Source organism: Streptomyces sp. NPDC026659 (genome assembly GCF_040638245.1).
In the GTDB taxonomy this organism is placed as follows: Bacteria; Actinomycetota; Actinomycetes; order Streptomycetales; family Streptomycetaceae; genus Streptomyces.
Map to the genome: position 1 here is coordinate 210,091 of NZ_JBEZXY010000001.1, position 24,728 is coordinate 234,818.

At 71.3% G+C, this 24,728-nt stretch carries 25 protein-coding genes and 1 riboswitch; of the genes, 14 read left to right on the top strand and 11 right to left on the bottom strand.

The features are described from left to right. The first annotated feature begins 132 nt into the window (after window positions 1–132). Both AB0E91_RS00970 and AB0E91_RS00975 read left to right on the top strand, forming a co-directional pair. Window positions 133–336, top strand: coding sequence for a cold-shock protein (locus AB0E91_RS00970; RefSeq protein WP_007502648.1), 204 nt, complete (start codon window positions 133–135; stop codon window positions 334–336). Between the two features lie 86 nt (window positions 337–422). Further along, a complete protein-coding gene (locus AB0E91_RS00975) occupies window positions 423–2,090 on the top strand; it encodes a DEAD/DEAH box helicase (protein WP_361773171.1) in 1,668 nt (555 codons plus the stop codon). Between the two features lie 112 nt (window positions 2,091–2,202). Here AB0E91_RS00975 and AB0E91_RS00980 read toward each other — a convergent pair whose 3' ends face one another. Further along, the gene (locus AB0E91_RS00980; RefSeq protein WP_361773174.1) at window positions 2,203–4,023 is read right to left on the bottom strand and encodes a GAF domain-containing protein; all 1,821 of its coding nucleotides are present in this window, start codon (window positions 4,021–4,023) and stop codon (window positions 2,203–2,205) included. A 186-nt stretch (window positions 4,024–4,209) separates the two neighbouring features. Here AB0E91_RS00980 and AB0E91_RS00985 point away from each other — a divergent pair, with 186 nt between their 5' ends. Further along, window positions 4,210–5,595: an MFS transporter gene (locus AB0E91_RS00985; RefSeq protein ID WP_361773177.1), complete on the top strand. Its 1,386-nt coding sequence runs from the start codon at window positions 4,210–4,212 to the stop codon at window positions 5,593–5,595. A 63-nt stretch (window positions 5,596–5,658) separates the two neighbouring features. Then, entirely contained in the window at window positions 5,659–7,167 is a 1,509-nt protein-coding gene (locus AB0E91_RS00990) for an AMP-binding protein (protein ID WP_361773180.1), read from the top strand. 10 nt (window positions 7,168–7,177) lie between these two features. Here the strand turns inward: AB0E91_RS00990 and AB0E91_RS00995 are convergent, their stop codons facing one another. Continuing rightward, window positions 7,178–7,771: a TetR/AcrR family transcriptional regulator gene (locus AB0E91_RS00995; protein WP_361773183.1), complete on the bottom strand. Its 594-nt coding sequence runs from the start codon at window positions 7,769–7,771 to the stop codon at window positions 7,178–7,180. A 173-nt stretch (window positions 7,772–7,944) separates the two neighbouring features. Continuing rightward, complete coding sequence (locus tag AB0E91_RS01000) at window positions 7,945–9,117, bottom strand: permease (protein ID WP_361773186.1); 1,173 nt, start codon at window positions 9,115–9,117, stop codon at window positions 7,945–7,947. 79 nt (window positions 9,118–9,196) lie between these two features. On the opposite strand from AB0E91_RS01000, the gene AB0E91_RS01005 reads away from it, so the two are divergent. After that, window positions 9,197–9,739: an AAA family ATPase gene (locus AB0E91_RS01005; RefSeq protein WP_361775077.1), complete on the top strand. Its 543-nt coding sequence runs from the start codon at window positions 9,197–9,199 to the stop codon at window positions 9,737–9,739. 41 nt (window positions 9,740–9,780) lie between these two features. On the opposite strand, the gene AB0E91_RS01010 is transcribed toward AB0E91_RS01005, so the two are convergent. Both AB0E91_RS01010 and AB0E91_RS01015 read right to left on the bottom strand, forming a co-directional pair. Further along, entirely contained in the window at window positions 9,781–10,959 is a 1,179-nt protein-coding gene (locus tag AB0E91_RS01010; protein WP_361773189.1) for a 4-hydroxybenzoate 3-monooxygenase, read from the bottom strand. 181 nt (window positions 10,960–11,140) lie between these two features. Next, on the bottom strand, window positions 11,141–11,953 hold the full coding sequence (locus AB0E91_RS01015; RefSeq protein ID WP_361773192.1) for a helix-turn-helix transcriptional regulator: 813 nt from the start codon (window positions 11,951–11,953) through the stop codon (window positions 11,141–11,143). A 433-nt stretch (window positions 11,954–12,386) separates the two neighbouring features. Between AB0E91_RS01015 and AB0E91_RS01020 the strand changes: the two genes are divergently transcribed. The 4 genes from AB0E91_RS01020 (at window position 12,387) to AB0E91_RS01035 (ending at window position 15,838) form a co-directional block, all read left to right on the top strand. Further along, complete coding sequence (locus tag AB0E91_RS01020) at window positions 12,387–13,124, top strand: CDP-diacylglycerol diphosphatase (protein ID WP_361773196.1); 738 nt, start codon at window positions 12,387–12,389, stop codon at window positions 13,122–13,124. Between the two features lie 226 nt (window positions 13,125–13,350). Then, complete coding sequence (locus tag AB0E91_RS01025; RefSeq protein ID WP_361773199.1) at window positions 13,351–13,731, top strand: BatC protein; 381 nt, start codon at window positions 13,351–13,353, stop codon at window positions 13,729–13,731. Then, window positions 13,728–14,933, top strand: a complete 1,206-nt coding sequence (locus tag AB0E91_RS01030) for a cupin domain-containing protein (protein WP_361773203.1) — start codon at window positions 13,728–13,730, stop codon at window positions 14,931–14,933. Before AB0E91_RS01025 ends, AB0E91_RS01030 begins: the two co-directional genes overlap by 4 nt. Window positions 14,934–14,941: 8 nt before the next feature. Then, on the top strand, window positions 14,942–15,838 hold the full coding sequence (locus tag AB0E91_RS01035; RefSeq protein WP_361773206.1) for a sucrase ferredoxin: 897 nt from the start codon (window positions 14,942–14,944) through the stop codon (window positions 15,836–15,838). Window positions 15,839–15,850: 12 nt separating this feature from the next. Here AB0E91_RS01035 and AB0E91_RS01040 read toward each other — a convergent pair whose 3' ends face one another. Together AB0E91_RS01040 and AB0E91_RS01045 are read right to left on the bottom strand one after the other, a co-directional pair. Continuing rightward, entirely contained in the window at window positions 15,851–16,549 is a 699-nt protein-coding gene (locus AB0E91_RS01040; protein ID WP_361775080.1) for an SUMF1/EgtB/PvdO family nonheme iron enzyme, read from the bottom strand. Window positions 16,550–16,619: 70 nt separating this feature from the next. Further along, on the bottom strand, window positions 16,620–16,934 hold the full coding sequence (locus AB0E91_RS01045; RefSeq protein ID WP_361773210.1) for a multidrug efflux SMR transporter: 315 nt from the start codon (window positions 16,932–16,934) through the stop codon (window positions 16,620–16,622). Between the two features lie 10 nt (window positions 16,935–16,944). Next, window positions 16,945–17,012, bottom strand: a riboswitch (guanidine-III (ykkC-III) riboswitch). A gap of 83 nt (window positions 17,013–17,095) precedes the next feature. On the opposite strand from AB0E91_RS01045, the gene AB0E91_RS01050 reads away from it, so the two are divergent. Beyond that, entirely contained in the window at window positions 17,096–18,457 is a 1,362-nt protein-coding gene (locus tag AB0E91_RS01050; RefSeq protein WP_361773213.1) for a hypothetical protein, read from the top strand. A 29-nt stretch (window positions 18,458–18,486) separates the two neighbouring features. Here AB0E91_RS01050 and AB0E91_RS01055 read toward each other — a convergent pair whose 3' ends face one another. The 3 genes from AB0E91_RS01055 to AB0E91_RS01065 all read right to left on the bottom strand — a co-directional run bounded on the left by AB0E91_RS01055 (window position 18,487) and on the right by AB0E91_RS01065 (window position 20,398). Continuing rightward, the gene (locus AB0E91_RS01055; protein WP_361773216.1) at window positions 18,487–18,648 is read right to left on the bottom strand and encodes a hypothetical protein; all 162 of its coding nucleotides are present in this window, start codon (window positions 18,646–18,648) and stop codon (window positions 18,487–18,489) included. Next, on the bottom strand, window positions 18,645–19,061 hold the full coding sequence (locus AB0E91_RS01060) for an ATP-binding protein (protein ID WP_361773219.1): 417 nt from the start codon (window positions 19,059–19,061) through the stop codon (window positions 18,645–18,647). Before AB0E91_RS01060 ends, AB0E91_RS01055 begins: the two co-directional genes overlap by 4 nt. Window positions 19,062–19,186: 125 nt before the next feature. Continuing rightward, window positions 19,187–20,398, bottom strand: a complete 1,212-nt coding sequence (locus AB0E91_RS01065; protein WP_361773222.1) for a helix-turn-helix domain-containing protein — start codon at window positions 20,396–20,398, stop codon at window positions 19,187–19,189. A 115-nt stretch (window positions 20,399–20,513) separates the two neighbouring features. Between AB0E91_RS01065 and AB0E91_RS01070 the strand changes: the two genes are divergently transcribed. The 4 genes from AB0E91_RS01070 (at window position 20,514) to AB0E91_RS01085 (ending at window position 23,712) form a co-directional block, all read left to right on the top strand. Next, the gene (locus AB0E91_RS01070) at window positions 20,514–21,038 is read left to right on the top strand and encodes a GNAT family N-acetyltransferase (protein WP_361773226.1); all 525 of its coding nucleotides are present in this window, start codon (window positions 20,514–20,516) and stop codon (window positions 21,036–21,038) included. 100 nt (window positions 21,039–21,138) lie between these two features. Beyond that, entirely contained in the window at window positions 21,139–21,546 is a 408-nt protein-coding gene (locus AB0E91_RS01075) for an FKBP-type peptidyl-prolyl cis-trans isomerase (protein ID WP_361773229.1), read from the top strand. A gap of 448 nt (window positions 21,547–21,994) precedes the next feature. After that, on the top strand, window positions 21,995–23,083 hold the full coding sequence (locus tag AB0E91_RS01080) for an S-(hydroxymethyl)mycothiol dehydrogenase (RefSeq protein ID WP_361773232.1): 1,089 nt from the start codon (window positions 21,995–21,997) through the stop codon (window positions 23,081–23,083). Continuing rightward, the gene (locus tag AB0E91_RS01085; RefSeq protein WP_361773235.1) at window positions 23,083–23,712 is read left to right on the top strand and encodes an MBL fold metallo-hydrolase; all 630 of its coding nucleotides are present in this window, start codon (window positions 23,083–23,085) and stop codon (window positions 23,710–23,712) included. The genes AB0E91_RS01080 and AB0E91_RS01085 overlap by 1 nt, the downstream gene beginning before the upstream one ends. Window positions 23,713–23,795: 83 nt before the next feature. On the opposite strand, the gene AB0E91_RS01090 is transcribed toward AB0E91_RS01085, so the two are convergent. After that, a complete protein-coding gene (locus AB0E91_RS01090; RefSeq protein WP_361773238.1) occupies window positions 23,796–24,692 on the bottom strand; it encodes a helix-turn-helix transcriptional regulator in 897 nt (298 codons plus the stop codon). Between the last annotated feature and the right edge of the window lie 36 nt (window positions 24,693–24,728).

The following is a 24,728-nucleotide window of genomic DNA, read 5'->3' on the forward strand; positions in this document are numbered from 1 at the left end:
CTACTTTTATGGCGTTGCAGTTGTGGTACCCATGAACCTATGTGCGCCTGACGGGAATGTATCCTTCGGGCGCATTAGTTGTTTTACCGGTCATCTCCGGATGGGGCCTCTGCCTACCAGAAGGAGAAAATCATGGCTCAGGGAACCGTGAAGTGGTTCAACTCTGAGAAGGGCTTCGGCTTCATCGAGCAGGACGGTGGCGGCCCCGACGTCTTCGCCCACTACTCGAACATCGCGACGCAGGGCTTCCGTGAGCTCCAGGAGGGCCAGCGCGTCTCCTTCGACGTCACGCAGGGCCAGAAGGGCCCGCAGGCGGAGAACATCGTCCCCGCCTAATCGCTGGACGCGTCATCGCTCGCCGGGGTTCGCACCATCGCGGTGCGAACCCCGGTTTGCTGTTCCCAGGAAGGCACACACACCGCATGTCCCGCAGGCCGCAGAAGCCGACCCGCCGCTCCGCCCCCTCCTCCCCCGTGTCTCCGCCCCAGGAATTCCGGCTCCCGGAGACCAGGACGCCCGCGCTTCCGGCCGTCGAGGAATTCGCCGGTATGGAGCTGCCGCCCGCACTGCTGAAGTGCCTGGCCGCACAGGGCGTGACCACCCCGTTCCCCATCCAGGCCGCCACGCTGCCCAACGGACTGGCCGGCCGTGACCTGCTGGGACGGGGCCGTACCGGTTCCGGCAAGACGCTCGCGTTCGGACTCGCGGTGCTGGCCCGTACGGCCGGACTGCGGGCGCAGCCCAAGGCTCCCCTCGCGCTGGTCCTGGTGCCCACCCGTGAGCTGGCCCAGCAGGTGACGGACGCGCTGACCCCGTACGCGACCGCGGTCAACCTGCGCATGGCCACCGTCGTCGGCGGCCTCTCCATCACCAAGCAGGCCGCGACACTGCGCCGCGGCGTGGAGGTGCTCGTGGCGTGCCCGGGTCGGCTGAACGACCTCGTGGAACGCGGCGACTGCGTCCTCGAGGACATACGGATCACGGTGCTGGACGAGGCCGACCAGATGACCGACATGGGCTTCCTGCCGCAGATCACCAAGGTGATCCAGCGGGTGCGCCCGGGCGGTCAGCACATGCTCTTCTCGGCCACCCTGGACCGGAACATCGACCGGCTGGTGCAGCGCTTCCTGGACGACCCGGTCGTGCACTCGGTGGACCCGTCCGCCGGCGCCGTGTCCACCATGGAGCACCACGTCCTGCACCTCCAGGACGAGACCGACAAGAAGGCGGTCACAACCCGTATCGCGGCGCGTGACGGCCGGGTCATCCTCTTCCTGGACACCAAGCGGTCGGCCGACCGTCTCGCCAAGCGGCTGCTGTCCGTCGGCGTGCGCGCGGCCGCCCTGCACGGCGGCCGCAGCCAGCCGCAGCGCAACCGCGCCCTGGAGCAGTTCAAGGACGGCCGGATCACCGCGCTGGTGGCGACGAACGTGGCCGCGCGCGGCATCCACGTCGACGACCTCGACCTCGTCGTCAACGTCGATCCCCCCACCGACCACAAGGACTACCTGCACCGGGGCGGCCGCACCGCGCGCGCGGGCGGCTCCGGCAGCGTGGTCACCCTGGTGCTGCCCGAGCAGAAGCGCGACGTCAACCAGCTCATGTCGGCGGCGGGCATCCGCCCCCGCACCACTCGCGTCACCTCGACCGCCCCCGAGCTGACCACCATCACCGGCGCGCGCGAGCCCTCCGGCGTGGCCGTCGTCCTGGAACCGGCCCAGCCGGAGCAGCCCGCGGCGAAGTCGGCCGGGCGCCCCTCCCGCAGGTCCCGGGCCGGAGGCGGAGCCGCCGCCGGAAACCGGGGAACCAGGTCCGGCGCGCAGTCCCCGGCCAAGGCCACCGCCCGTCCGTCCCGCCGCACCACGAGCGAGGCCGGAACCGGCACCGGCACCGGCACCAAGACCGGCGGTGCCAAGACCGGCGGCGGCAGGACGGGCACGAAGCCCGCGACCAAGCCCACCGGCCGCACCGGTGGGAAGCCCGCGGCCAAGCCCGCCGGCCGTACCGGCGCCACCCCCGCGACGAAGTCCGGCCGCCCCGCGGCGAGCCGACGCCGCAGCGGAACCAGGAGCGGCGGCGACCAGGGCTGACCCAACCCTGAAGCCCCGTACCCGGGCCCTCCCCGAGATCGAAGATCCGTCTCGGGGAGGGCCCGCGCGCGTATGCGGTGCGGTCGGTCGTGGTCCGGTCGGTCGCGCCTGATCAGTTCCCCCACGTCACCGGCCCGTCCAGCACGCCCCTCAACTGATGCAACCGCACCGCGAGATGCACCCGCAGCCCCGCGTCCCCAGCGCGCCACTCCTCCCCCAGCACCGCCCCGATACGGTCCAGCCGCTTCAGCAGTGTGTTGGTGTGGACGTGCAGGGCGCGGGCGGTGCGGCTGAGGTTGCCGGAGTGGGTGAACCAGGCGGCGGCGGTGGTCACGAGGTCGGTGGAGCGGCGGTGGTCGTAGGCGAGGAGGGGGCCGAGGGTGTCGGTGACGAAGTCCTGGAGTTCGTGGGCGCGTTGGGGGTCGAAGACGAGGGCGTACATCGCGTAGTGGCGGGTGGTGGAGCCGCGGTCGGTGTCGCCGAGGCAGCGCATGACGTCGAGGCAGCGCTGGGCCAGGGTGAAGGAGCGGGAGCGGTCGTGGCCGGTGATTCGGTCGGCGACGACGAGGGTCGGGGTGCCGAGGCGGCGGCGGAGCCGGTGGTGGAGGGTCTCGGCCACCGCCTCGGGGTCGTCCGTGTGCAGCAGCATCGTCGCCCGGCCCAGGTACTCGCCCGCGAGCCCGGACCACTCGGGTGAGGCGGCGTGCAGTTCGCGGACGATGTCGGCGGCGGGCCGCCCGGGGCAGTCGGCCGCGACGAGGACGTCCAGGCGGTCGACGTCGACGCCCCGGGCGAGCGCGCGGTCGCGCAGGGCCGGGTGGACGGGGTGGAGCGGGGGGCGGGACAGCAACTCCATGAGCAGTTCGCCCCGTACCCGCTCCTCCGCCTCGACCCGGGCGTCGCGCATGAGCACGAGCAGGCCCGTGATCTGCGCGGAGCGCTCCAGCATCCGGACGTCCGCCGACTCGGTGGCGGCCCGCCGCCGCAGGGACAGGGAGCCGAGGTGGCTGCCGCCGGCCTGGATGGCCGCCACGCTGTGGACCGTACCGTCGCCGCTCTGCCCGTGGACGCACCGGCCGGTCCGCCGCGCCTCCTCCAGCAACTCCCGTTCCAGTGACGGGTCTACGCCCGGCGTCGCCGCTGCGGGGGACCGCGTCGCGACGACCTTGTCGTCCCGGTCCCGGATGGTGACCACCCCCTCCAGATGGTCCACGAGCGACTGCGCGATGTCGCCGGGGCCGCCGCCCGTCAGCACCACGTGCGTCAGCGCCTCGTGCACGGCCGCGGCCAGTTCCATCGTGGCGACCTGGTCCTCGATGACGCGGTACGCGTCCCGCAGCCGCCGCAGCGCCACCCGGCTCTCCTCGTAGAGCCGCGCGTTGTGGAGGGCGATGGCGGCGTGGTCGGCGAAGGCGCTGAGGAGGGCCACCTCGTCCTTCTCGAAGGGGCGCTCGGTGCGGTCGGCGGCGAAGAGGACACCGATCACCCGGTCGCCGACCAGGAGCGGTACGCCGAGCAGCGCCACGAGTCCCTCGCTGGAGACGAGGAGGTCGAAGGCGGAGTTGTGGTCGAGGCCGTCGGCCGCGCGGTAGTCGCTGACCCAGTACGGCGCCCTGGTCTCGATCACCCGCCCGCCCAGACCGGCCCCCGGGGGCATCCGCGCGGACGAGAACTCCGGCGCGATGGTGCCCGCCGACGCCCTGAGCATGAGGTTTCCGTCGGCGTCCAGGAGCGAGAGATAGGCGAAGTCGCTGCCGATCAGCTCGTGCGCCTCCCTGACGATCGCCGGGAGCACCACGTCGACCTCGCCGAGCACGGCCAGCGAACGGGCCGTGGCGTACAGGCTGCTCAACTCGCGTTCGCGGCGCAGCCGGTAGGCGGCCAGTTCGCTGTGATCGCGAGCGCCCTGCGCGTCGGAGTCGGTGCGTGGCATCGGTCGCGGCATCGGTCGCCCTCCACGAGAAGCGAGCGGCGGAGGTGGTGATTTCCTCCACCGTCGGAGCGCCAGGAGTGTATCCCCGTCCCATCCTGCAAAGCGCTTGCTCAGCTCTACTCTCACCGCACGACACAGAGCTGTGACGCAGGTCGCGGCCCTACCCAGAACCGAGGGATGCCTCCCATGGCCTCTTCCGCGCAGGCCCCCATCCAGGGCAACGGCTCCGACCCCACCACCGCACCCGAGCGCCGCACCGGCTGGAAGCTGCTCGCGGCCGGACTGATCGGCAGCTCGATCGAGTGGTACGACTTCTTCCTGTACGGCACGGCGGCGGCCCTGGTCTTCCCGCACGTCTTCTTCCCGCACTCCTCCGCCTTCATGGGCACGCTGCTGTCCTTCAGCACCTTCTGGGCGGGCTTCGTGGCCCGGCCGCTCGGCGGGCTCCTCGCCGGTCACTTCGGTGACAAGTACGGCCGCAAGCCCACGGTCGTCGCGTGTCTGATCGGCATGGCGACCGCGACGTTCCTCATCGGCTGTCTGCCGAGCGCCGCGAGCGTCGGCGTGCTCGCACCGGTCCTGCTGGTGCTGCTGCGGTTCGTCCAGGGCGCGGCGGCGGGCGGCCAGTGGGGCGGCATCGCGCTCCTGCTCACCGAGTCGGCCCACCCCAAACGCCGTGGTTTCGCGGGCACGTTCGGCCAGACGAGCGTCCCGGTCGCGGTCATCATCGTGAACCTGATCTTCACCACGACCGGCACCGTCGTATCGAACGACACGTTCCTGGACTGGGGCTGGCGCATCCCGTTCCTGCTCAGCGCGGTCATGTTCCCCGTCGTGCTGCACATCCAGCGGAAGGTCGAAGACACCCCGGACTTCCGCGAGTTGCAGAAGGCGGCGACCAAGAAGCCGGAGGCGAGCGTGGTCCGGGCTCCGCTGACCGAGGCCGTGCGCCGCAACTGGCGTACGATCCTGCTCGGTTGCGGCACCCTGTCCGCCACGAACAGCCTCTTCTACGTGAGCATCACCGGCCTGCTCAGCTACGGCACGACGACGCTGCACATGGAGCGCAACTCCCTGCTGACCGTCACCCTCCTCAGCTCGGCCCTCATGGGGGGCCTGCTCCCCTACACGGGCCACCTGTCGGACCGGTTCGGCCGGCGCAACCTCATCCTCGTCGGCGGACTCGGCGTCGCCGCCTGGGCGTTCCCCTACTTCGCGCTGGTGGACACGGCGTCGGCGCCCCTGGTGTTCGTCGCGATCACGGTCGGTTTCCTCTTCCAGGGCCTGACCTACGGTCCGATGGCCGCCTTCCTCGGCGAGCTGTTCGCGCCCAACGTCCGCTATTCCGGGGCCTCTTTGGCCTACCAGCTGTCAGCCATCATCGTCAGCGGCGGCACGCCGATCCTGATGACCACCATCGTCGCCAAGACCGGCACGACCACGCTGGTCGCGGCGTACATCGCGCTCATGGGTCTGATCACCTTCGTCAGCGCGTGGTTCCTGCCCGAGACCAACCCGGCGGAGGTGCGGGCCGACCCGGAGATGCTGCCCGGAACTCAGCTGTATGCCTGAGCGGTTGGGCGCGCCCGGCATTCCGCACTCCCCGAACTTTTGCCACACAGAGGAGAGTTGATCATGTTCACCCCCGAACCGGGGTTCCCGCTCGGTGACATCCCCCGGGCGCATGCGGCCGAGCATCCCGACACCGTCGCGGTCCGCTCCGGCGACGAGCAGCTGACCTGGGCGGAGTTGTACCGGGCGAGCGGCGAAGTCGCGCGCGGGCTGAGCCTGTTGGGCGTAGAGCGCGGACGCATCGTCCCGCTCATGCTGCCGAACGGCGTGGACGTCGTGGTCGCGGCCTTCGCCTGCCTCAAACTCGGCGCCGTACCGCAGCCGTTGTCGACGCGGCTCGCGCCGCCCGAGGAGGAGGCGATCCTCGCGCTGTCCGACCCGGCGGTGGTCGTCGGCCTCGAAGAGGGTGCGCCGGTGGGGGACGGCCGGTTCAGGGCGACGACGGTCGCCGAACTCCGGCGACGCGCGGGCGAGTTCGAGTTCAAGGAAGACCTCGCGACGGAGGTCGGCCCCTCGTGGAAGGCACCGACCTCGGGCGGATCGACCGGCAGGCCGAAGATCATCCTGTCCGGGGCCGCGGGAGCGTTCAACCCCTTCGACATGGAGGCGTGGGGCCTCAGGCCCGGCGAGCAGTCGCTCGTCACCGCGCCGGTGCACCACAACGCGCCCTTCTCCACGGCCATGACGACGCTGTTCAACGGCGGGACGGTCACCCTCCTGGAGCGATTCGACGCCGAGCGGGTCCTTGCCGAGATCGAACGGCACGCGGTCACCTGGGTGTACCTGGTGCCGACCATGATGCGACGCATCCTTGCCCTGCCCGAGAAGACCCGCGAGCGCTACGACCTGTCCTCGCTGGTCTCGGTGTGGCACTGCGCGGAGCCCTGCCCACCCGCCACCAAGCAGGCGTGGATCGACTGGCTCGGACCGGAGCGGATCTGGGAACTGTACGCCGGGACCGAGGCCCAGGCCGGCTGCACGATCTCCGGCACCGAGTGGCTGGCGCACCGGGGTTCGGTGGGCCGTCCCACCTGGGGCGAGATCAAGATCGTGGCCCTCGACGGCACGCCGGTCACCGAGCCCGGAGTGCCCGGCGAGATCTTCATGCGCGTCTCGGAGGGCAAGCCGCCCGCGTTCCGCTACATCGGCGCCGAGACCGCGGAGGACGACGGCTGGTCGACCCTCGGGGACATCGGCGAGTTCGACGCGGACGGTTACCTCCACCTCCACGACCGCCGCTCGGACATGCTCCTGGTCGGCGGGGTCAACGTCTACCCCGCCGAGATCGAGGCCGCCCTCACCGAGCACCCGCACGTCCTGTCCGGCGCGGTCATCGGCCTGCCGGACCCGGACCGCGGCAACCGCGTCCACGCCATCGTCCAGATCGAGGAGGGCCGGCCGACCACGGCCGAGGAGATCGACGCCTTCCTGGCTACCCGCCTGTCACCCCACAAACGCCCCAGGTCCATCGAGCTGGTGACGACTCCCCTGCGCAGCGCGGCGGGCAAGCTGCGGCGCTCCGCGCTGCGGGCGGAGCGCCTGGCCGACGGTGCGAGCCGGCCGACGCCCTGACGCGGGCGTGCTACGCCTCGGCCCTCTCCGGCGTGGCGGTGAGCACGGCATGGACGGCCGCCCGTACCTGCCCGGCCACCGCCTCGGGCGCGGACGCGTCCAGCTTGCCGTCGAGGTGGAGGAAGGCGAGCCCGTGGACGAGGGCCCACACGGCCGTCGACAAGGCATCCTGATCAGCGTCGGGAAAGACGTTGTGGACGATGCCGCGGACGTACTGCGAGATGGCGATGGTCGCCTCGAGCCGCTCCTCGCTCGCCGGGTCGCAGGGCTCCGCGAACATCACGCGGAACAGCGCGGGGTGGTCGAGGGCGAACCGTACGTACGCGACGGCGATCTCGGCGAGGTCGTCGGCGCCGGTGGGTGCGGGGTGTGCCTCGGCGAGGTGGACGCCCAGCTCCCGGTACCCCTCGGCCCCGACCGCGGCGAGGAGCGCCTCGCGGTCCGCGTAGTGGCGGTACGGCGCGGTCGCGGACACCCCGGCCCGCCGCGCCACCGCCCGCAGCGACAGCCCGGCGCTCCCGTCCTCCTCCAGCAACTCCCGCGCGGCGCGCAGACAGGCGGCGCGCAGATCGCCGTGATGGTACGAGCCACTTGCCTGGGGCATGGGGACCTCCGTGAGGGGGATACCGCGCACATCGCTTGGTGTCGCGTCACAGGATGTGAACGATGCATACACCGTAATCGAGGAGAGCGACGCCCGCATGGCCGGAGCGTTGGTCCCGCCTTTGTCGTCCGGGGCACGCTCCGATCCACCCTCCGACGGACCGCGCCCCGCCCTCACAGAACCGCCAGCAGCACCCCGCCCAGCAGCCCCGCCAGCACCACCAGACCAGTCGTGGCCGTCGTCAGCCGCCAACCGAACGCCCGGCCGACCATGACCATGCTCGGCAGGCTGACGGCGGGCAGGGTGATCAGAAGGGCGCCGAGGACGCCCGCCGGGAGGCCGAGGACCGCCAGGCCCTGGATGATCGGGATCTCGCCGGCGGTGGGGATGACGAAGAGCGTGCCCAGGATCGCGGCGATCACCGTGGCGGCCACCACCGTCGGCATGCCGTGGCCGACGGCGTCCTGCGTGAGCGGCAGCATCCAGCCCCGGAAGGCGCCGATCAGCAGGACCACCAGCAGGTATTCGGGGACGAGGACGAGCGTCATCCGGGCCAGTGTCCGGAGGAACCGCAGGGCCACGTCCTTGGGCGCGGCGGGTTCGCCCGGCGCGGAGGCCACGGGAACGCCGACCGGCTGAGTCTGCCCGGACGCCACGGGAACCCCGACCGGCTGCCCCGGCCCGGAGACCCCGGGCGCGCCCACCGCCGCCGTACGACGGCGATCCGCGAGGTGACTCACCAGCACCGCCCCGGCGACGACCGTGACCACGCCGACCACCACCCGCACCACTGTCCACTGCCAGGGCGCGACGAGCAGCAGGAACACCACGACCGCGGGGTTGAGGAGCGGGTTGCCCAGCCAGTACGCCACCGTCGCGGCGGTCGAGGCGCCGCTGCGCCGCAGACCGACCGCCACCGGGGCCGTACAGCAGGTGCACATCATCGACGGCGTGCTCAGCAGCCCGCCCGCGACGGCGCCGGACCACCGCCCGCCCCGGTCGAGCGCGCGGACCAGCCAGTCCCGTGGGATCAGCGCCTGGAGCGCCGCGCTGATCAGCAGGGCGGCGACGAGCGCCTTCCAGACCGCGACGAGGTAGGCCACCAGGAACGAGGTCGCCGCGTGCCAACTCGGCGCCTCCCCCGGCTGGACGCCGCCGACGCCGAGAATGCTCGAACCCGACCACGTGTGGCTCTCCTTGAGGCCGACGACCTTCGCGGTGTACGGCAGCCACTTCGCCCAGAGCAGCACGACGACGAAGACGACGACCGCGATGAGGAACCCGGTGAGGAGCCGTGCCCGGCCGGGGCCCGGCGCGGCCTGGTGGGTGCGTGATGGCGCGGTCACACGTCGACGGTAGTGAGGCGGAGGGGAGCCCGCCAGTGGGCGGACACCGGGCCGATGCCGCCGATATCGTGCCCGCGTGATGGTGGGAACCGAAGAGACACGGCTGATCGTCCTGCGGGGGAACAGCGCCTCGGGCAAGTCCTCGGTCGCGGCCGGACTGCGCGAACGGTTCGGCCGCAACCTGGCCCTGGTCGGCCAGGACAACCTGCGCCGCGTCGTCCTGCGCGAGCGCGACCGCCCCGGCGGGGCCAACATCGGCCTGATCGGCATGACGGCCCGCTACGCCCTGGACGCCGGGTTCCACACGGTCGTCGAGGGCATCCTGTACGCCGACCGCTACGCCACGATGCTGGAGGACCTCGTACGCGACCACCGAGGCGTCTCCCGCTGCTACTACCTCGACGTCCCCCTCCAGGAGACCCTGCTCCGCCACGCCACGAAACCCGACCCGGCACTCCAGGCCGCGGTCACCCACGCCCACCTGCGCGACTGGTACCGCGAGCGCGACCTGCTCCCCAGCGGCATCGAGACCGTCGTCCCCGCCGACAGCACCCTGAACGACACGGTGACGCGCGTCCTGCGCGAGACGGGGCTCGACGGCGTGGCGCCCATCGACCGCTGAGAACGCGCACGCCGCTCAAGGCTGGACCGCCGCCGAACCGCCTAGTTGGTCCCCGCCGTGAGTTCCCCGAACAGCCTGCCCGCCGCCTCGGACGTGAACTGGCGCCGGAGTTCGGCCCGGGCGACCCGCTTGCGGAACTCCCCTTCGTGGGTGGTGTCACCGGCGTTGTGCATGACGTCGGTGATCCAGGTCGCGAAGGCCTGGTAGTTCCAGATGTGGGGCAGGCAGGTGTCCGAGTAGCTGTCGAGCAGGCTCGTGTCGCCGTGCTCGGCGTGGTGGATGACGGCGCGGGCGAAGACCTCGGCGTCGTGGAGGGCGAGGTGGATGCCCTTGGCGCTCATCGGGGGGACGATGTGGGCCGCGTCGCCGAGGAGGTACAGCCTGCCGTGGCTCATCGGCTCGACGACCACACTGCGCAGCGGGACGATCTGCCTGGTGACGATCTCGCCGGTCGGGACCGGGATGCCGAACCGGGCCTCCAGCTCGCTCCGGACGCGATCGTCCGGCCACTGCTCGACGGTGTCGTCGACGCCGCACTGCAGGTAGATACGGCTGGCCCGCTCCCCGCGCGGGATCATCCCGGCGAGGCCGCGCGCGTGGATCGCCATGCCGGACGGGTTCGCCGGGACGGCCGCGAGGACGCTGAGCCAGGAGTATCCGTACTCGTGGGAGTACTCGGTCAGGGCGTCGGCGGGGACGGAGCGGCGGCTGACGCCGTGGAAGCCGTCGCAACCGGCGATGTAGTCGCAGTCGAGGACCCTCGTCGCACCGTCGGCGTCCCGGTAACGGACGTACGGCCGCTCGCCGTTGACGCCCTCCAGGTTCTCCAGCGCCACGTCCGCCGCCTCGTACCGCAGCTCCCCGCCGTCGCGCAGGAAGACGTCGGTGAGGTTGCGCACGAGGACCTGCTGCGGGCAGTACAGGCTCTCGTTGTCGTCGTCCACCTCGATCGGCATCGCCTCCCCGTCGATGAAGAAGGCGCCCTCGCTCTCCGGGACGGAGTCGCCCTCCAGCACCTCTTCGAGCCCCCACTCGCGGAACATGCGCACCCCGAAACCGTCGATGGTCCCGGCCCGTTGGCGCTGCTCGACGTAGGCGCGGCTGTGCTTCTCCAGTACGACGCAGCCGACGCCGTTGCGCAGCAGGAAGTTGCCGAGCGCCAGCCCGGCGACGCCGGCTCCGACGATGGCGACGGTGGTGTGTTCGCGTGTTGCGGTCATGGGTGTACGAGCCTCCGTGCTCAGAGCGATGGGCCGGGCACGCCGGGGCGTGAACGACCGTGCCGCCCGGGGGTGTTGCCGGGCGACCCACCACCACTCTGGAGCCCGGTGGAGGCCCCGAACCACCGGTGACGGGACAGCGAATGCCGAAAAGCCGCCAACTCTCCTGAGGGGGTGGGAGCTACTTCGCCCCGCCTCGCAGATCCGCCTGGTACCGCCCCGGCGTCTGCCCCACCACCTCCGTGAACGCGTCGATGAAGCTGGACGGGTTGGACCACCCGCACACCATCGCCGTGTCGGTGACCGACAGGCCGTTCGTGAGGTGGGCCAGGGCGTGGTGGATGCGCAGGGTCGTACGCCAGCGGTGGAAGCTCATCCCCAGCTCGGCGCGGAACAGGCGACTCAGGGTCCGCTCACTGGCCCCCGCCCTCCGGCCCAAGTCGGCGAGGGTGACGGCCCGGGCGGGGTCGGCGTGCAGCAGGTCGGTGACGACGCGGAGCCGGTCGTCCCGGGGTTCGGGCAGGTGCAGGGACTGTTCGGGGGTGTCGGACAGCTCGTCCACGACGACGCCGAGCAGACGCGCGTGGGCGCCGGGGCGACTCTCGGGCCGGTCGCCGGTCAGCGCGAGGACCGCCTCGCGCAGGAGCGGGCTCACCGCGAACACGCAAGGTTGACCGGTGAGTTCGCCGCACAGTTCGAGCGGGACGGTGAGCAGGCGTACGTCGGTGCGGCCGTAGAAGCGGTGGGAGTGGGCGAAGCCCGGCGGTGTCCAGGTCACGCGGTGGGCCGGGGCGACCCACGTACCGCGCTCGGTCGTGGTGGCCAGCGCACCGGCGGCGGCGTAGACGAGCTGGCCGTGGTCGTGCGCGTGCGGGCCGAGGTGGAAGCCGTGCGGCAGCCATCCGGCCCCTTGAGGGGGCACCCGCACCGGCTCCGAGGACTCCGGGAACTCCACGGGCTCCACGGGCTCCACGGGCTGGCGATTTTTCGGCATCGGACGGCACTTTACCGACGACCGACGACCGGCGACCGGCGACCCGCGATCCCCGCCCGCACGAGCCGCCGAATACCACAAATGGAATACCTCTCAATGGCGGAACACGTGAAACCAACCCGTTCAGTCGACGGGAAATCCCTTCCTCCGTCCCTACCCTGTGAGCGGATCGGCGAGAAACGGAAAATGGGACGGAAATCCCCAACGGGGCGGAAATCCCCTCTCTCACTCCAGGAGTTCACGCGTGAACGACCAGAAGAATGCGAACGAATTCCCCCGGCGTCAATTCGTCGCACTCTCGGGCGCCGTCGGTGCCACCGCGCTCCTGACGGGCGCGGCGGCCACCGTGAGCACGTCCGCGGCGGCGGGCCCGGCGTCGGGCGGTGGCCCCTCGCCCCACCCCTCGTGCTCCACCGCCCCTCCCGGAGGGGGCGTGACCTGCCCGCCTACCTCGCTCCAGTCCCTCTGCGGCAGCCCCACCGACGACGACCCGCTGTGGCACGACGTCCAGTACTGCACGCAGGGGATCGTTCCTCCGCCGCCGCAGCTCACGCCCGACTGCCTGGTGATGACCCCGCATTACATCATTCTGCACGGCGCGCCCAGGAACACGCACAACTATCTCACGCTGCCCACCTGCCGGATCACCGGTATCGAATGCCCGTTTATCCACACCGACGCGGCGCCGAACTACTGGCACGAGGCATGGGAGAACGCGCGGAGCGGAGGAAACGTCCCCGTACAGGCCCCGTACATCGGGTTGGGAATCAATTCACAGGGCGCCCGCCGCCTCCAGCAGCTGCACATTCACATGGCCGCCGTCCGGGAGAGCACCCAGCGGCGGCTGCAGCAGCTCGAGGCGGACGGCCGCATGGCCACCCAGCCCTCGGCCTGGGCCGACACGGCCAACCAGGCACCCGTCTCGGGACCGGCGGGCAGCGGCGACCGCGTGTACCGCATCCTCCGGCTCCCCAACCTCCGCGACAACCTCTTCACACTCCTCTACCAGAACGTGGTCCGGCCGAACTCGCTGAACATGGCGGACCAGACCCTGATCGTGGTCCCGAAGATCACGTCCACCGGCTTCGCGGGCACCTTCTACGTCCTCAACAGCGACACGTCGATCCACGACGGCACGAGCACCTGCGACTACCTGCTGGTCTACGGGTGACGCAGCTGCGACCGACGTACCTGCCGGTGTCCGGCAGATGCCTTCCCGCCGACGGCGCGCTGCTCTCTCGCCGGAGCGGCCGGGGCCCGGAGGCCACCGGATGCAGGCCGCCCGTTTCTGGGTGACCGTGGTCGGAGTGCGGTCGTCGCATCGCCGGAGAGCCATGAGCGGCCTCGCCGGCGGGCGACAGGGCACGCGATGTCGATGCCGAGGAGGAACTGTGGCCATGTCCAAGGATCCGAACGAGCACGAAGGACCGGCGGACGGCGGCGCGGCGGGCGAGCCGGGCGTGCACGACGGAGGCGCGGACGGCAGCGCCGAAGGTCCCGGCGACGGCGGTGCCGCGGGCGAGCCCGGCCACCACGACGGAGGCGCCGACGGCAGCGCGGACAGCGGCGCCGAGGGACCGGCGGACGGTGGCGCGGCCGGGGTACCGGGTGTCCATGACGGCGGTGCCGATGGCGGGGCAGAGGGTCCAGGCGACGGCGGCGCGGCGGGCGAGCCCGGCCACCACGACGGAGGCGCCGACGGCAGCGCGGACAGCGGCGCGGACGGCAGCGCGGACGGCAGCGCGGACGGCGGCGCGGACAGCGGCGCCGGCTCTTGACCGACTTCCGGCCCGGCTCCCGGAATCCCGGCACCCCCACGGGCGCCGGGATTCTGGAGCGCCGGCTGACCGGCCTCGGCTTCGAGGACTTCGCGCGGAACGTCTGGTCGCGGACCGCGCTGCTCACCCGGGGCGCGAGCGACTTCTCGGACGTGTTCGACGCCGGTGCCGTGGACGAACTGGTCTCGCGCCGGGGGCTGCGCACCCCGTTCCTGCGCGTCGCCAAGGACGGCGCCGTGGTACCCGAGTCGTCCTTCACGTCGCCCGGCGGAGTCGGTGCCACCATCTCCGACCAGCTCGACGACACGGCGCTGTGGCGGCTGTTCGCGGATGGCGCCACGCTCGTCCTCCAGGCGCTGCACCGCACATGGGCGCCCGTCGGCGACCTCTGCGCCGCGCTGAGCACGGAACTGGGACACCCGGTGCAGGCCAACGCCTACGTCACTCCCCCACAGAACCAGGGCTTCGACCATCACTACGACGTCCATGACGTCTTCGTCGTCCAGATCCAGGGCAGCAAGCGCTGGCTCGTCCACGAGCCCGTCCACCCGGACCCGCTGCGCGAGCAGCCGTGGACCGATCACCGGGCCGCCGTGGCCGAGGCCGCGAAGGGGCCCGCGTACATCGACACCGTGCTCGAACCCGGAGACGTGCTCTACCTCCCGCGCGGCTGGCTGCACGCCGCCCGGGCGAAGGGCGAGGTCTCGGTCCACCTCACGCTGGGCGTCCACGTGTGGACGCGCCACGCGCTGGCCGAGCAGCTCGCCGAGGCCGCGCTGACGGCATTGCGCGAGGACCCGGAGATGCGCGCCTCGCTGCCGCTGGGCCTGGACGGGACGGCGGAGGCGATCGACGCGGTCCGCGAACGCCTCACCGCCGCCGTCGCCGGAACGGACTCCGCGCCGCTGCTCCACCGGAGCAGACGAAGCCAGGGGCGTCCGGCACCCCTGGGCCCGCTGTCCCAGCTCGCGGCCGTCGAGAGCCTCACTCCCGACTCCCCGCTGCGGCTGCGCGAGGCGCTGGAAACCCGGCTGGAGGGGGAACGCCTGATGACACGGGTCGGCTGGCTCGACTTCCCGGAGACCGACCTGCCCGCCGTGACCGGCCTGCTCGACGGTGAGGTCCGTACGGCCGGTGAACTCGGCCTCGCGCTCGCCGGGCGGCTGCTGCGGGCGGGCGTACTGGTACCCGCCGGACAGTAGCCACTCCGGTGACCGGCACAGACCGCTTCTTCTGCGCGGACGCCGCCCGGATACGCGGCGACTCGCTCGCGGGCACCGCGCCGCGCGGTGCCGTCTGGGTGCTCATCGAGTACCGCGGCGGCTGGCCGTCCAACGGCTTCGACGGCCTCGGCCTCGCCCCCGAGGTCAAGGCCCTCGTCTGGTCCGCCGCCCACGCCGTCCGCGCCCGGATCCTGCTGGTCAGACGCCTCGCCCGCCCCAGACCCGACGGCCCCGGCCGGTGGGCCGTACTGCACTACGAGCGCACCGGCGCGTACCGCCAGCGCTGGGGCACCTGGACCCGCGACGAGGACCTGGCCGAGACGGCCGACGCCCTCCAGAACCCCGGCCAACTCGACCACCCGCCCGTCGTCCTGGTCTGCGTCCACGGCCAGCACGACATCTGCTGCGCCGTACGCGGCCGTCCCGTGGCCCGCGCGCTCAGCGAGCGCTGGCCGAACCTGGTGTGGGAATCCACCCACGTCGGCGGCGACCGGTTCGCCGCCAACGTCGTCCTCCTGCCCGACGGCGTGTACTACGGCCGCCTCGACGCCGCGTCGGCCGTCGAGGTGGTCGGGGAACACCTGGCGGGCCGCGTCCAGGCGGACCACCTGCGCGGCTACACCGACCTCACTCCCCCACAACAGGTCGCCGTCGCGGCCCTGCTCGCCCGCTTCGGCCCGGCCGCCCGGCACGCCTACACCGTCACCGACACCACCCGCGACGGCGACGACTGGCGCATCCGCGTCGAACTCCACGCGCCCCGCCCCACGGCCTTCGACCTCACGCTGCGCGCCCGCCACACGGCGCCGTACCGGCTGACGTGCCGGGGCCTGGCGCCGCACCCGACGGTCGGTTATGAGGTGACGTCGATCAAGTCCGTCTGACGAACAGGGCTGTTACGGCCGGGGCGGCGACGGCGACGGCGACGGCGACGGCGACGGCGTGGAGCGTACGACGCGGAATCCCACGTCGTCGATCCGGAACGTCGGATGACTGCGCCGCCGCACCGATGCCCGGCAACTCCAGTGCTCGTCGGCCCATCCACCGCCACGGAGCACCCGATAGGTGCCGTACACCTCGGCGTCGTAGACGTCCCAGCACCAGTCCCAGACGTTGCCCAACATGTCGTACAGGCCCCAACCGTTGGGCCGCTTGCCGCCGACGGGGCGGAGCTGGCCGCCCGAGTTGCCCTGGTACCAGGCGACTTCGTCGAGCGGGCCGTACCGCGGGCCGGTGGTGTCCGCGCGGCAGGCGTGCTCCCACTCGGCCTCGGTCGGCAGCCGGTAACCGTCGGCGGAGGTGTCCCATTCGGGGGCATCGGCATGGGCATCGGCGTCTACGGGGAGGCGATAGGCAGATGTCAGCCCTTCACTCCGGGACAGCGCGTTGCAGAACCGGACCGCGTCCCACCACGAAACGCCCTCGACGGGCAGCCGGTCACCCCGGGCGCTGCTCGGCCGCCGACCGGTGACCTGCGCGTACCACGCCTGCGTGACCGGGAACGCCGACATCCGAAACGGCGCGACCTCCACCGCCCAACTGCGCCGCGTCCGCCGGTCCGACAGAGTCACCCGCCCCGCCGGGACGGCCACCATCGGACTTTCTGCCCCCATGTCCACGACGGAGCACCCTACCGACGCCGTCGACGGGGATCACGCCCGGCGTTCACCGGGTGAGCTTGAGCCCGATCACGCTTCCGACGATCAGAGCCAGGAACACCAACTTCGGCGCACTCACCGACTCACCCCCGGTGAGCATCGCGTAGAGCACGGTGAGCACGGCGCCGATCCCCACCCACACCGCGTAGGACGTACCGATGGGCAGATCCCGCGTCGCGTACGCCAGCCCGCCCATGCTCGCGGCGAGCGCCACGACGAAGACCAGTGACGGGACGAGTCGGCTGAAGCCCTCCGACTTCCCCAGGGCGGTGGCCCAGACGGCCTCCAGAGCACCCGATACACAAAGAACGAGCCATGCCACGACAGCCTCCCGTGGGCCGTCTTGTCGCACACCGGGTACGGCACCCCTCGTCCGGAAGCTCCCAGTTCGGGGCTCCGGCTCAAAGTTTCACACCGGGCGCGGGTTGGCAATCCGACGCCAGGACCGCTGGAAGCACTCGGCCACCGGACTAGGTTGAGCGCATGACGAGCCTCGCTCACCCCCAGCTGTCCGGACTGGGACGGAACCCGGCAGCCCCTCAGGACGTCCTGGTCCGCCTGGCCGCACACAAGGCCGGCCGGCACGGGATGGCGCTGCGTCAGGGGCGGCTGGCGGACGCCGTGGTCGAGGCCCTGCTGACGCACGGAGACGGCGACACGGCCGTGGGCCTTCACGGTGACCGGATCTCCCCGGAAATGCGCCGAAGGATCGCGGAACATCCCGACCCGGCGATCCGTGACGCGTACGCCGACTTCGTCCGCGACATGGTGGACCGCAAGGTGCCGATGGGCGTCGACGACCTGGAGGAGGCCTACGGCCTGCCCCGGACGGCACTCGTCCGCGCACCGAGTCCGAGCCTGCGCGCCGCGGTCGCACGAGCCTGGCACGACCGGCCTCTCGCCGTACAGGCGGACCTGCTCGCCGACCCGGAACCACAGGTCCGCGCAGCCGCCACCGAGCACGGGCTACCGGGTGTCCCGCCCGAGTGGAGGGAGCGCTGCCTCGCCGACCCCGCCGTGCGCGTCAACGTGGCGCGCTACGTCCCCCTCACATCGGAGCAGTTCGCGCGGCTCATGCGGAGCGAGGACGAAGAGGTCGTTCAGGCTGTCGCCGGAAACCCTCATCTGCCGGCGGAGACGGTCGCTCGCCTACTGGACATCGACGACCCGCTCGTACGGGTCGCGGCCGCGCAGAGCCGCCACGTGGACGCCGAAACCCGGGACCGCCTGTACGCACGCGTGGAGGCGGAACGCGCCGACGGAAACACCGATGCCGAGATCGCCCTGTGGTGGAACTTCGCCGAACCGTCCTGGCTGCGCGAAGCGCCCCTCGACGAACGGCTGACCTACCTGGACTGCCCGCACACACCATTCCGGCGCGTACTGGCCTCCTGCCACGACCTCCCCGAAGAGGCATGGAGTCGGCTGGACAGCGACCCGGACCTCGGCGTCCGCCGTACGGCCGCGCGCCGACCGGACACGCCACCGGAAGTCCTGGAAGAGCTGGTACGCGCACACGGGGACGTATTCCACATCCGACCGCTACTCGTCGACCACCCCAACTTCCCCCGTCACACACTGCGCACGTTCGTCGACGAACCGAACCCGAATGTGCGCTGCGTCGCCCTGCAAGACCCTGCACTGCCTGTGCAGGACCTTCAGCAACTCGCCGCTGCCGCCGAGCCGTTCCTGCGCGGCGGGGTCGCCCGCCATCCCAACATCCCGGACGCGCTGCTGGAGCAACTGCTCTCCGACCCGGACCCCCATGTGGCGGACGATGCGGCTGCCAACTCGGCGCTGGGGCTGGACCGGATGTATCGAATCCTCGCTGCTGCGGACTTGTAACCGCCGGGGCTTCGCTGCGTCCTGGGTGGTCACGTCTGGTCGTCGTCCTCCGGCTCTCCGCCGAAGGGGGGAGGGTCGGATTCAACGAGGGCCGTACTGATCCGCAGGCACCCGTCCGTGCCGAACAGCTCGATCAACTGCGACAGATGGGCTCGGGCCGCGCTGCGACCAGGGGCCACTTCGTCACTCACCCGCGCCCCTCCAGCTCCGCCCACACGACCTTCCCCCAGCGGCGCTCATCCGTCCCCCAGTTCGCCGCCAACGCCGCCACAAGGGCCAGGCCACGCCCGCCCTCCTCGTCGTCCTTCGGCGTACACGGCTCGGGCAGCACGCGCGAGAAGTCCGCCACGGCCACACGAACCGTGCCCGGCGCGGTGCGCTCCACCACCACGCGGATGGACTCCCGCCGGGCATGCCGCACGGCGTTGGCCACCAACTCGGAGACGACCAGGGCGCCGTTCTCGGCCAACTCTTCCAAGCCCCAGCAGGAAAGGGCGGCATTCGTGAGGCGCCGGGCGGTGGCGGCGCTCTCGGGTTCGCGTGGCAGGTTCTCGCTGTAGCCGGGGTGCCCTGTCTGGCGGGCGCGCGTTGTGGGTTGCGGCATGTCGGTCTGCTCCCTGGGGACGGCCGGGCGCCGGGACCGGTCGCACAGCCGCCGGGGCGCTGTCCGCTCATGTAAGCGACATGCAAAGAGCGTTGACAGGGGCGCAACGTCCCACTTTCTCCACTTTATTCGCCGACCCCCAGGAACTCCGCCAACAGCCGTAGCCCCGGCGGGTGGTTGGGGAGTGCCCACAGGTCACGCACGATGGCGACGGCCAGCGTGTGGTGTTGCATCCACGTCGGCGCCACCCGGCGCAGGGACTCCAGGGTCTTCACCGCCCCGGCCGCGTCCCCGATGTCGGTGTGGGCCCGGGCCACGTCCAGCAGCAGCCACGTCCGCCAGGACGGCGGGGTGTCCTTGCTCAACCGCATCCCCTTGGCCAGGGCCAAGGCGTCTTCCGGGTGTCCGTACTGAACGGCGAGACGGACCCGTTCGATGCGTACCGACGACGGGCTGAAGACGCTGACCATGCGGTTGTCGCCACCGTCGGGGAGCTTGGAGACGCGAGCGGCTTCCTTCTCCGCCGTCTCCATCATCGCCGCCGCGCGCTCGTAGTCACCGCTCCGCGCGGCCGACGTAGCGGCGCTCATGATCAGGGCGCCCCACACCTTCAGGCCGTCGGCAGTCTCGTCGCGGCCCGCGTTCACCATGTCGTCAGCGGCACGGAGGGCGATACTCAGCGCGTCCTCCAGGCGTCCCTGCCTCTGATAGGTCCACGCGGTCGAGTTGACGATCATCGGCAGAAGCAGCGGGTCGGACGAACGCCCCGCGGCGTCCATGGCGCGCTCCAGACTCGTCAGCGCAAGGTCCGTCTTGCCCATCCGCACCGCGACATGTCCGGCGAGCTGAAGCGCCTTGCCCAGGGCCGCGAAACCGGCCCCTCGGCCGTCCTCGTCGTCCGACGCCGTGGCAGTGCGCGCATCCGCGAGCAGGTCCGGCAGCGCCTTCATCACCGTGTCGAACTCGGCGGCGTGATACCGCGTCCAGCCCTCCGCGATCCGCTCCCGGAGCCGGTCCAGCGAGAAGTCGGAGCCCGGCGGCTCAGGTTCGGGCCCCCACAGCACGGGCATGACGGCCCTGCGAACAGCCACGAAGCGCGGGCCGTCCGTCTCACCCGTGGAAACGGCGGGCGGGTCACCGAGCAGCGTGGTCAACTCGACACCGAGACCGTTGGCCAGCGCGTGCAGGATGGGGAGGCGGGCCGAGTGCCTCCGCCCCTCTTCGAGTTGGCGAACCACATCGACGGACACCTGGGAGCGCTCGGCCAGCTCTTCTTGCGTCAAGGAGGCCAAATGACGCAAGCGGCGCAGGGTCCGTCCCAGGTCCTCGTTTGCCACGCAGTCACCGTACGCTGCCACGATCGACGGAGAGCGCCGCCGAGGACAACGCCCGCAGCGTCGCCCGTACCGCCCACGCCCCGTCCGCCAGACCGACCGAATGGAGCCAGGCCCGATGACCTCCACAGTGCGCTTACGCCACTACGGCCACGACGACTTGCCCAAGATCCGGCAGACGTTGCTGGACGTGCACGACGATGTCTACGCCGCCGAAATGGAGAACGAGTTCAACCAGCGCTTCGCCTGGTTCGTGGATCACTGGGGTGGTCACCCGGACTTCTCCTGCGTCATCGGCTACGACGGCGACGAGGTGGTGGGCTTCGCCTACGGGGCTCCCGCGACCGACGGCCGGGAGTGGTGGCGGGACCACATGGAGACGGCTCCGGCGCGTACGGCCACCTTCCACTTCTCGGAGCTCATGGTGCGTGAGCAATGGCGGAAGACGGGTACCGCCGAACAACTGCACCGGGCGCTGATGGAGCCCCGGGCCGAAAGCCTGGCGGCACTCCTGGTGGACGTGACACACCCGAAGGTGGAGGCCCTCTACGCGTCCTGGGGGTACCGGAAGGTAGGCGAGCGTCAGCCGTTCCCCGACTCCCCGGTGTACGCCGTGATGATCGCGGACCTGCCGCTGTCCTGAGCGGAGCGGAACGGCTGCACGACGGAAGTGAGCCGCGTTCTCGGTAACGTGATCACCTGCCGCATGGAGTTCCCATGTGCCGGAGATTGACGAGGCCGCGATGAGTGAACCGACGAAACCCAAGGTCGACATCCCGGAGGGCGACGCTCCGACCGAGCTGACCGTCCGGGACCTGGTCGTCGGTGACGGGCCCGAGGTGAAGCCGGGCATGGTGGTCAGGGTCCACTACGTCGGGGTGACCTTCGAGTCCGGGAAGGAGTTCGACGCCTCCTGGGACCGGGGTGAGCCGTACAAGTTCGCCCTGGGCAGCGGCAAGGTCATCAAGGGCTGGGACCGGGGGGTACGGGGGATGAGGGTCGGCGGTCGCCGCGAGATCATCATTCCCCCGCGCCTCGGCTACGGCAATCAGTCGCCCTCGCCATTGATCCCGCCGGGCTCGACCCTGGTCTTCGTGGTGGATCTGCTGGACTCGTACTCCAGCACAACGGGGTGGAGCAAGGGTCAGTAGCCCTGACCGCTCCTGCCGACGACGTGCTGCGCCACCCTCCCGGGGGGGCGCGGCCGCCCCGGCCCTCTGGGCCCGATGGCCACGCCCATACAGATGGCCACGCCCATACAGGGAGGCCATGCCCCGCGGGCCCGCGCCCACGGCCCCGGTCGACGTGCGGCGACGGTCACCGCCCGCCATGCTGGTGACAGGCCCCGCGGCGTCCGGCCGCTCGTACGGCGAAACCCGTACGAGCTGCTCAAGGCTGTGGACGAGAGACAGCTGTCGGTGAGGATCGTTCACCGGCGGGCCCGTTCGCGGTCTCGCACGGAACTCGTCAGCGGGTCGGGGTCGGCATCGACGACGGACCGCGCCCCGGCGGTACTCCGACGTCACGGCCGTGTCCTTGCCGATCCGTCGCGTACCTCGCGCGTGGGGCCGAAGCCGGTTCGTCGAGGAAGGACAGGCCATGCCCCAGGAAGTGCGCGGCGTCGTCGTGCTTGCGAAGAACGATCCCGTTCGGGTCGAGACGATCGTGGTCCCGGACCCCGGGCCCGATGAGGCCGTGGTGAAGATCCAGGCCTGCGGTGTCTGCCACACCGACCTGCACTACAAACAGGGTGCCATCACCGACGATTTCCCCTTCCTGCTCGGCCACGAGGCCGCCGGTGTCGTGGAGTCGGTCGGAGAGGGCGTCACAGAGGTGGCGCCGGGGGACTTCGTCATCCTCAACTGGCGGGCGGTGTGCGGAAACTGCCGCGCCTGTCGGCGTGGCGAGCCCCAGTACTGTTTCAACACCCACAACGCGAAGCAGAAGATGACCCTCGCCTCCACCGGGCAGGAGCTGACCCCGGCCCTCGGTATCGGCGCCTTCGCGGAGAAGACCCTCGTTGCCGCCGGACAGTGCACCAAGGTGGACTCGGCCGCGTCCCCGGCGGTGGCCGGACTCCTCGGCTGCGGCATGATGGCCGGCATCGGAGCCGCGATCAACACCGGAAACGTCGGCCGGGGAGACTCCGTCGCCGTCATCGGCTGCGGTGGCGTCGGTGACGCGGCGATCGCCGGAGCGCACCTCGCCGGTGCGTCGAAGATCATCGCCGTCGACCTCGACGACCGGAAGCTGGAGAAGGCGCGCACACTGGGTGCCACCGACACCGTCAACTCCTCGAAGACCGACCCGGTCGAGGCCATCCGGGAACTCACCGACGGCCATGGCGCCGACGTCGTCATCGACGCGGTCGGCCGCCCCGAGACGTACAAGCAGGCGTTCTACGCCCGCGACTTGGCCGGCACCCTCGTCCTCGTCGGTGTCCCCAGCCCCGAGATGACGCTCGAACTGCCGCTGCTGGACGTCTTCTCGCGCGGCGGCTCCCTCAAGTCCTCCTGGTACGGCGACGCGTTGCCCTCCCGGGACTTCCCGACGCTCATCGACCTGCACCTGCAAGGACGCCTGCCCCTGGACGAGTTCGTCACCGAGACCATCCAGATGGACGAGGTGGAGAAGGCGTTCGAGCGGATGAAGGAGGGTGACGTCCTGCGCTCGGTGGTGGTGCTGTGATGGCTCCCCGCATCGAACGCCTGGTCACGTCGGGCCAGTTCACCCTCGACGGCGGCACGTGGGACGTCGAGAACAACGTGTGGATCGTCGGCGACGACGACGAGGTCGTCGTCATCGATCCCGCCCACGACGCGGAGGCCATCCTCCGCGCCGTCGGCGACCGCAGGGTCACCGACATCATCTGCACCCACGCCCACAACGACCACATCAACGCGGCCCCGGCCCTCGCCGAGCTCACCGGCGCCCCCATCCGGCTCCACGCCGACGACGTGCCGCTGTGGCAGGAGACCCACCCCGACCGCGCCCCCGACTCCCACCTCGTCGACGGCCAGGTCCTTCAGGCCGCCGGCACCGGCCTCACCGTCCTCCACACCCCCGGACACGCGCCCGGCGCCGTCTCCCTGTACGCCCCCGACCTCGGCGTCGTCTTCACCGGCGACACCCTCTTCCAGGGCGGCCCCGGCGCCACCGGACGGTCGTACTCCCACTTCCCGACGATCATCGACTCCGTCCGCGACCGGTTGCTCAGCCTGCCCCCGGACACCAAGGTCCTCACCGGTCACGGCGATTCCACGACCATCGGCGCCGAGGCACCCCACCTGGAGGAGTGGGTCGCACGCGGGCACTGACCGGCCTGGCTACGGCCCCCACGCCCCGGGCGCACGAAAGGCATGGCTCGACGGACGCGACGGCTTTCCGAAGGCGCGCGCAATCAGTCGTTCGCGCTCGGAACGGCCGTCCCCGTGCTCGCCCAGCTGGCGAGCAGGCCCAGGGCCTCCCTCGCCGGGGAGTCCGGTTCGGGGGTGTAGAAGTTGAGGCGCAGCCCGGGATCGGCCGGCAGTTCCATCGCCTCGTAGGGCAGGGCGAGATCGCCGACCAGCGGGTGGTGGAGGTTCTTGACGCCGGTGCGGTGGAACTTCACGTCGTGGCGGGCCCACCGGCGAGCGAAGTCGCCGCTTCTGGAGGTCAGTTCACCGATCAGGTCGGTGAGCGCCTTGTCGTGGGGCGCCCGGCCCGTCTCGGTGCGCAGGAAGGCGACGGCGTCGTCGGCCCCCTTGTCCCAGTCGACCCAGAAGTCCTTGCTCGCGGGGTCCAGGAACATGAAGCGGGCGCTGTTGGCCGGCCCGCGCTGGGCGAACAGCGGCGAGTCGAAGAGAGGTGCGTACAGCGCACGTCCCAGCGTGTTGGCGGCCAGGATGTCGAAGCGCGCGTTGCGTACGTACGCGGGCACGTCGGTCATCGAGTCCAGCAGTCGCAGGATGGTGGGCCGCACACGGGACGCCGTCACCGTGGGGCGCCGGCCCGAGGGCGTCGCCGCGCGGGCCAGGTCGTAGAGGTGGGTGCGCTCGGCCTCGTCGAGTTGCAGGGCGTGGGCGAGGGATTCCAGCACCGAGTCGGAGGCGCCGGAGAGATTCCCGCGCTCCAGACGGACGTAGTAGTCGACGCTCATGCCCGCGAGCAGCGCGACCTCCTCTCGCCGCAGGCCGGCGACGCGGCGGTTGCCGCCGTAGACCGGCAGTCCGGCCTGCTCGGGGGTGATCCGGGCACGCCGGCTGCTCAGGAACTCGCGGACCTCGGCGGCCACGCTCTTCTTGCTGCTGTCTGCCATGGTCAGATCCCTGGGACTTCTTCCCGTAACGGTGTT

Excerpts from the sequence above, each read along its gene's own strand:
- AB0E91_RS00970 (WP_007502648.1), top strand. The coding sequence starts at position 133 with ATGGCTCAGGGAACCGTGAAGTGGTTCAACTCTGAGAAGGGCTTCGGC.
- AB0E91_RS00975 (WP_361773171.1), top strand. The coding sequence starts at position 423 with ATGTCCCGCAGGCCGCAGAAGCCGACCCGCCGCTCCGCCCCCTCCTCC.
- AB0E91_RS00980 (WP_361773174.1), bottom strand. The coding sequence starts at position 4,023 with ATGCCACGCACCGACTCCGACGCGCAGGGCGCTCGCGATCACAGCGAA.
- AB0E91_RS00985 (WP_361773177.1), top strand. The coding sequence starts at position 4,210 with ATGGCCTCTTCCGCGCAGGCCCCCATCCAGGGCAACGGCTCCGACCCC.
- AB0E91_RS00990 (WP_361773180.1), top strand. The coding sequence starts at position 5,659 with ATGTTCACCCCCGAACCGGGGTTCCCGCTCGGTGACATCCCCCGGGCG.
- AB0E91_RS00995 (WP_361773183.1), bottom strand. The coding sequence starts at position 7,771 with ATGCCCCAGGCAAGTGGCTCGTACCATCACGGCGATCTGCGCGCCGCC.
- AB0E91_RS01005 (WP_361775077.1), top strand. The coding sequence starts at position 9,197 with ATGGTGGGAACCGAAGAGACACGGCTGATCGTCCTGCGGGGGAACAGC.
- AB0E91_RS01010 (WP_361773189.1), bottom strand. The coding sequence starts at position 10,959 with ATGACCGCAACACGCGAACACACCACCGTCGCCATCGTCGGAGCCGGC.
- AB0E91_RS01015 (WP_361773192.1), bottom strand. The coding sequence starts at position 11,953 with ATGCCGAAAAATCGCCAGCCCGTGGAGCCCGTGGAGCCCGTGGAGTTC.
- AB0E91_RS01025 (WP_361773199.1), top strand. The coding sequence starts at position 13,351 with ATGTCCAAGGATCCGAACGAGCACGAAGGACCGGCGGACGGCGGCGCG.
- AB0E91_RS01040 (WP_361775080.1), bottom strand. The coding sequence starts at position 16,549 with ATGGTGGCCGTCCCGGCGGGGCGGGTGACTCTGTCGGACCGGCGGACG.
- AB0E91_RS01050 (WP_361773213.1), top strand. The coding sequence starts at position 17,096 with ATGACGAGCCTCGCTCACCCCCAGCTGTCCGGACTGGGACGGAACCCG.
- AB0E91_RS01060 (WP_361773219.1), bottom strand. The coding sequence starts at position 19,061 with ATGCCGCAACCCACAACGCGCGCCCGCCAGACAGGGCACCCCGGCTAC.
- AB0E91_RS01070 (WP_361773226.1), top strand. The coding sequence starts at position 20,514 with ATGACCTCCACAGTGCGCTTACGCCACTACGGCCACGACGACTTGCCC.
- AB0E91_RS01075 (WP_361773229.1), top strand. The coding sequence starts at position 21,139 with ATGAGTGAACCGACGAAACCCAAGGTCGACATCCCGGAGGGCGACGCT.
- AB0E91_RS01080 (WP_361773232.1), top strand. The coding sequence starts at position 21,995 with ATGCCCCAGGAAGTGCGCGGCGTCGTCGTGCTTGCGAAGAACGATCCC.
- AB0E91_RS01085 (WP_361773235.1), top strand. The coding sequence starts at position 23,083 with ATGGCTCCCCGCATCGAACGCCTGGTCACGTCGGGCCAGTTCACCCTC.
- AB0E91_RS01090 (WP_361773238.1), bottom strand. The coding sequence starts at position 24,692 with ATGGCAGACAGCAGCAAGAAGAGCGTGGCCGCCGAGGTCCGCGAGTTC.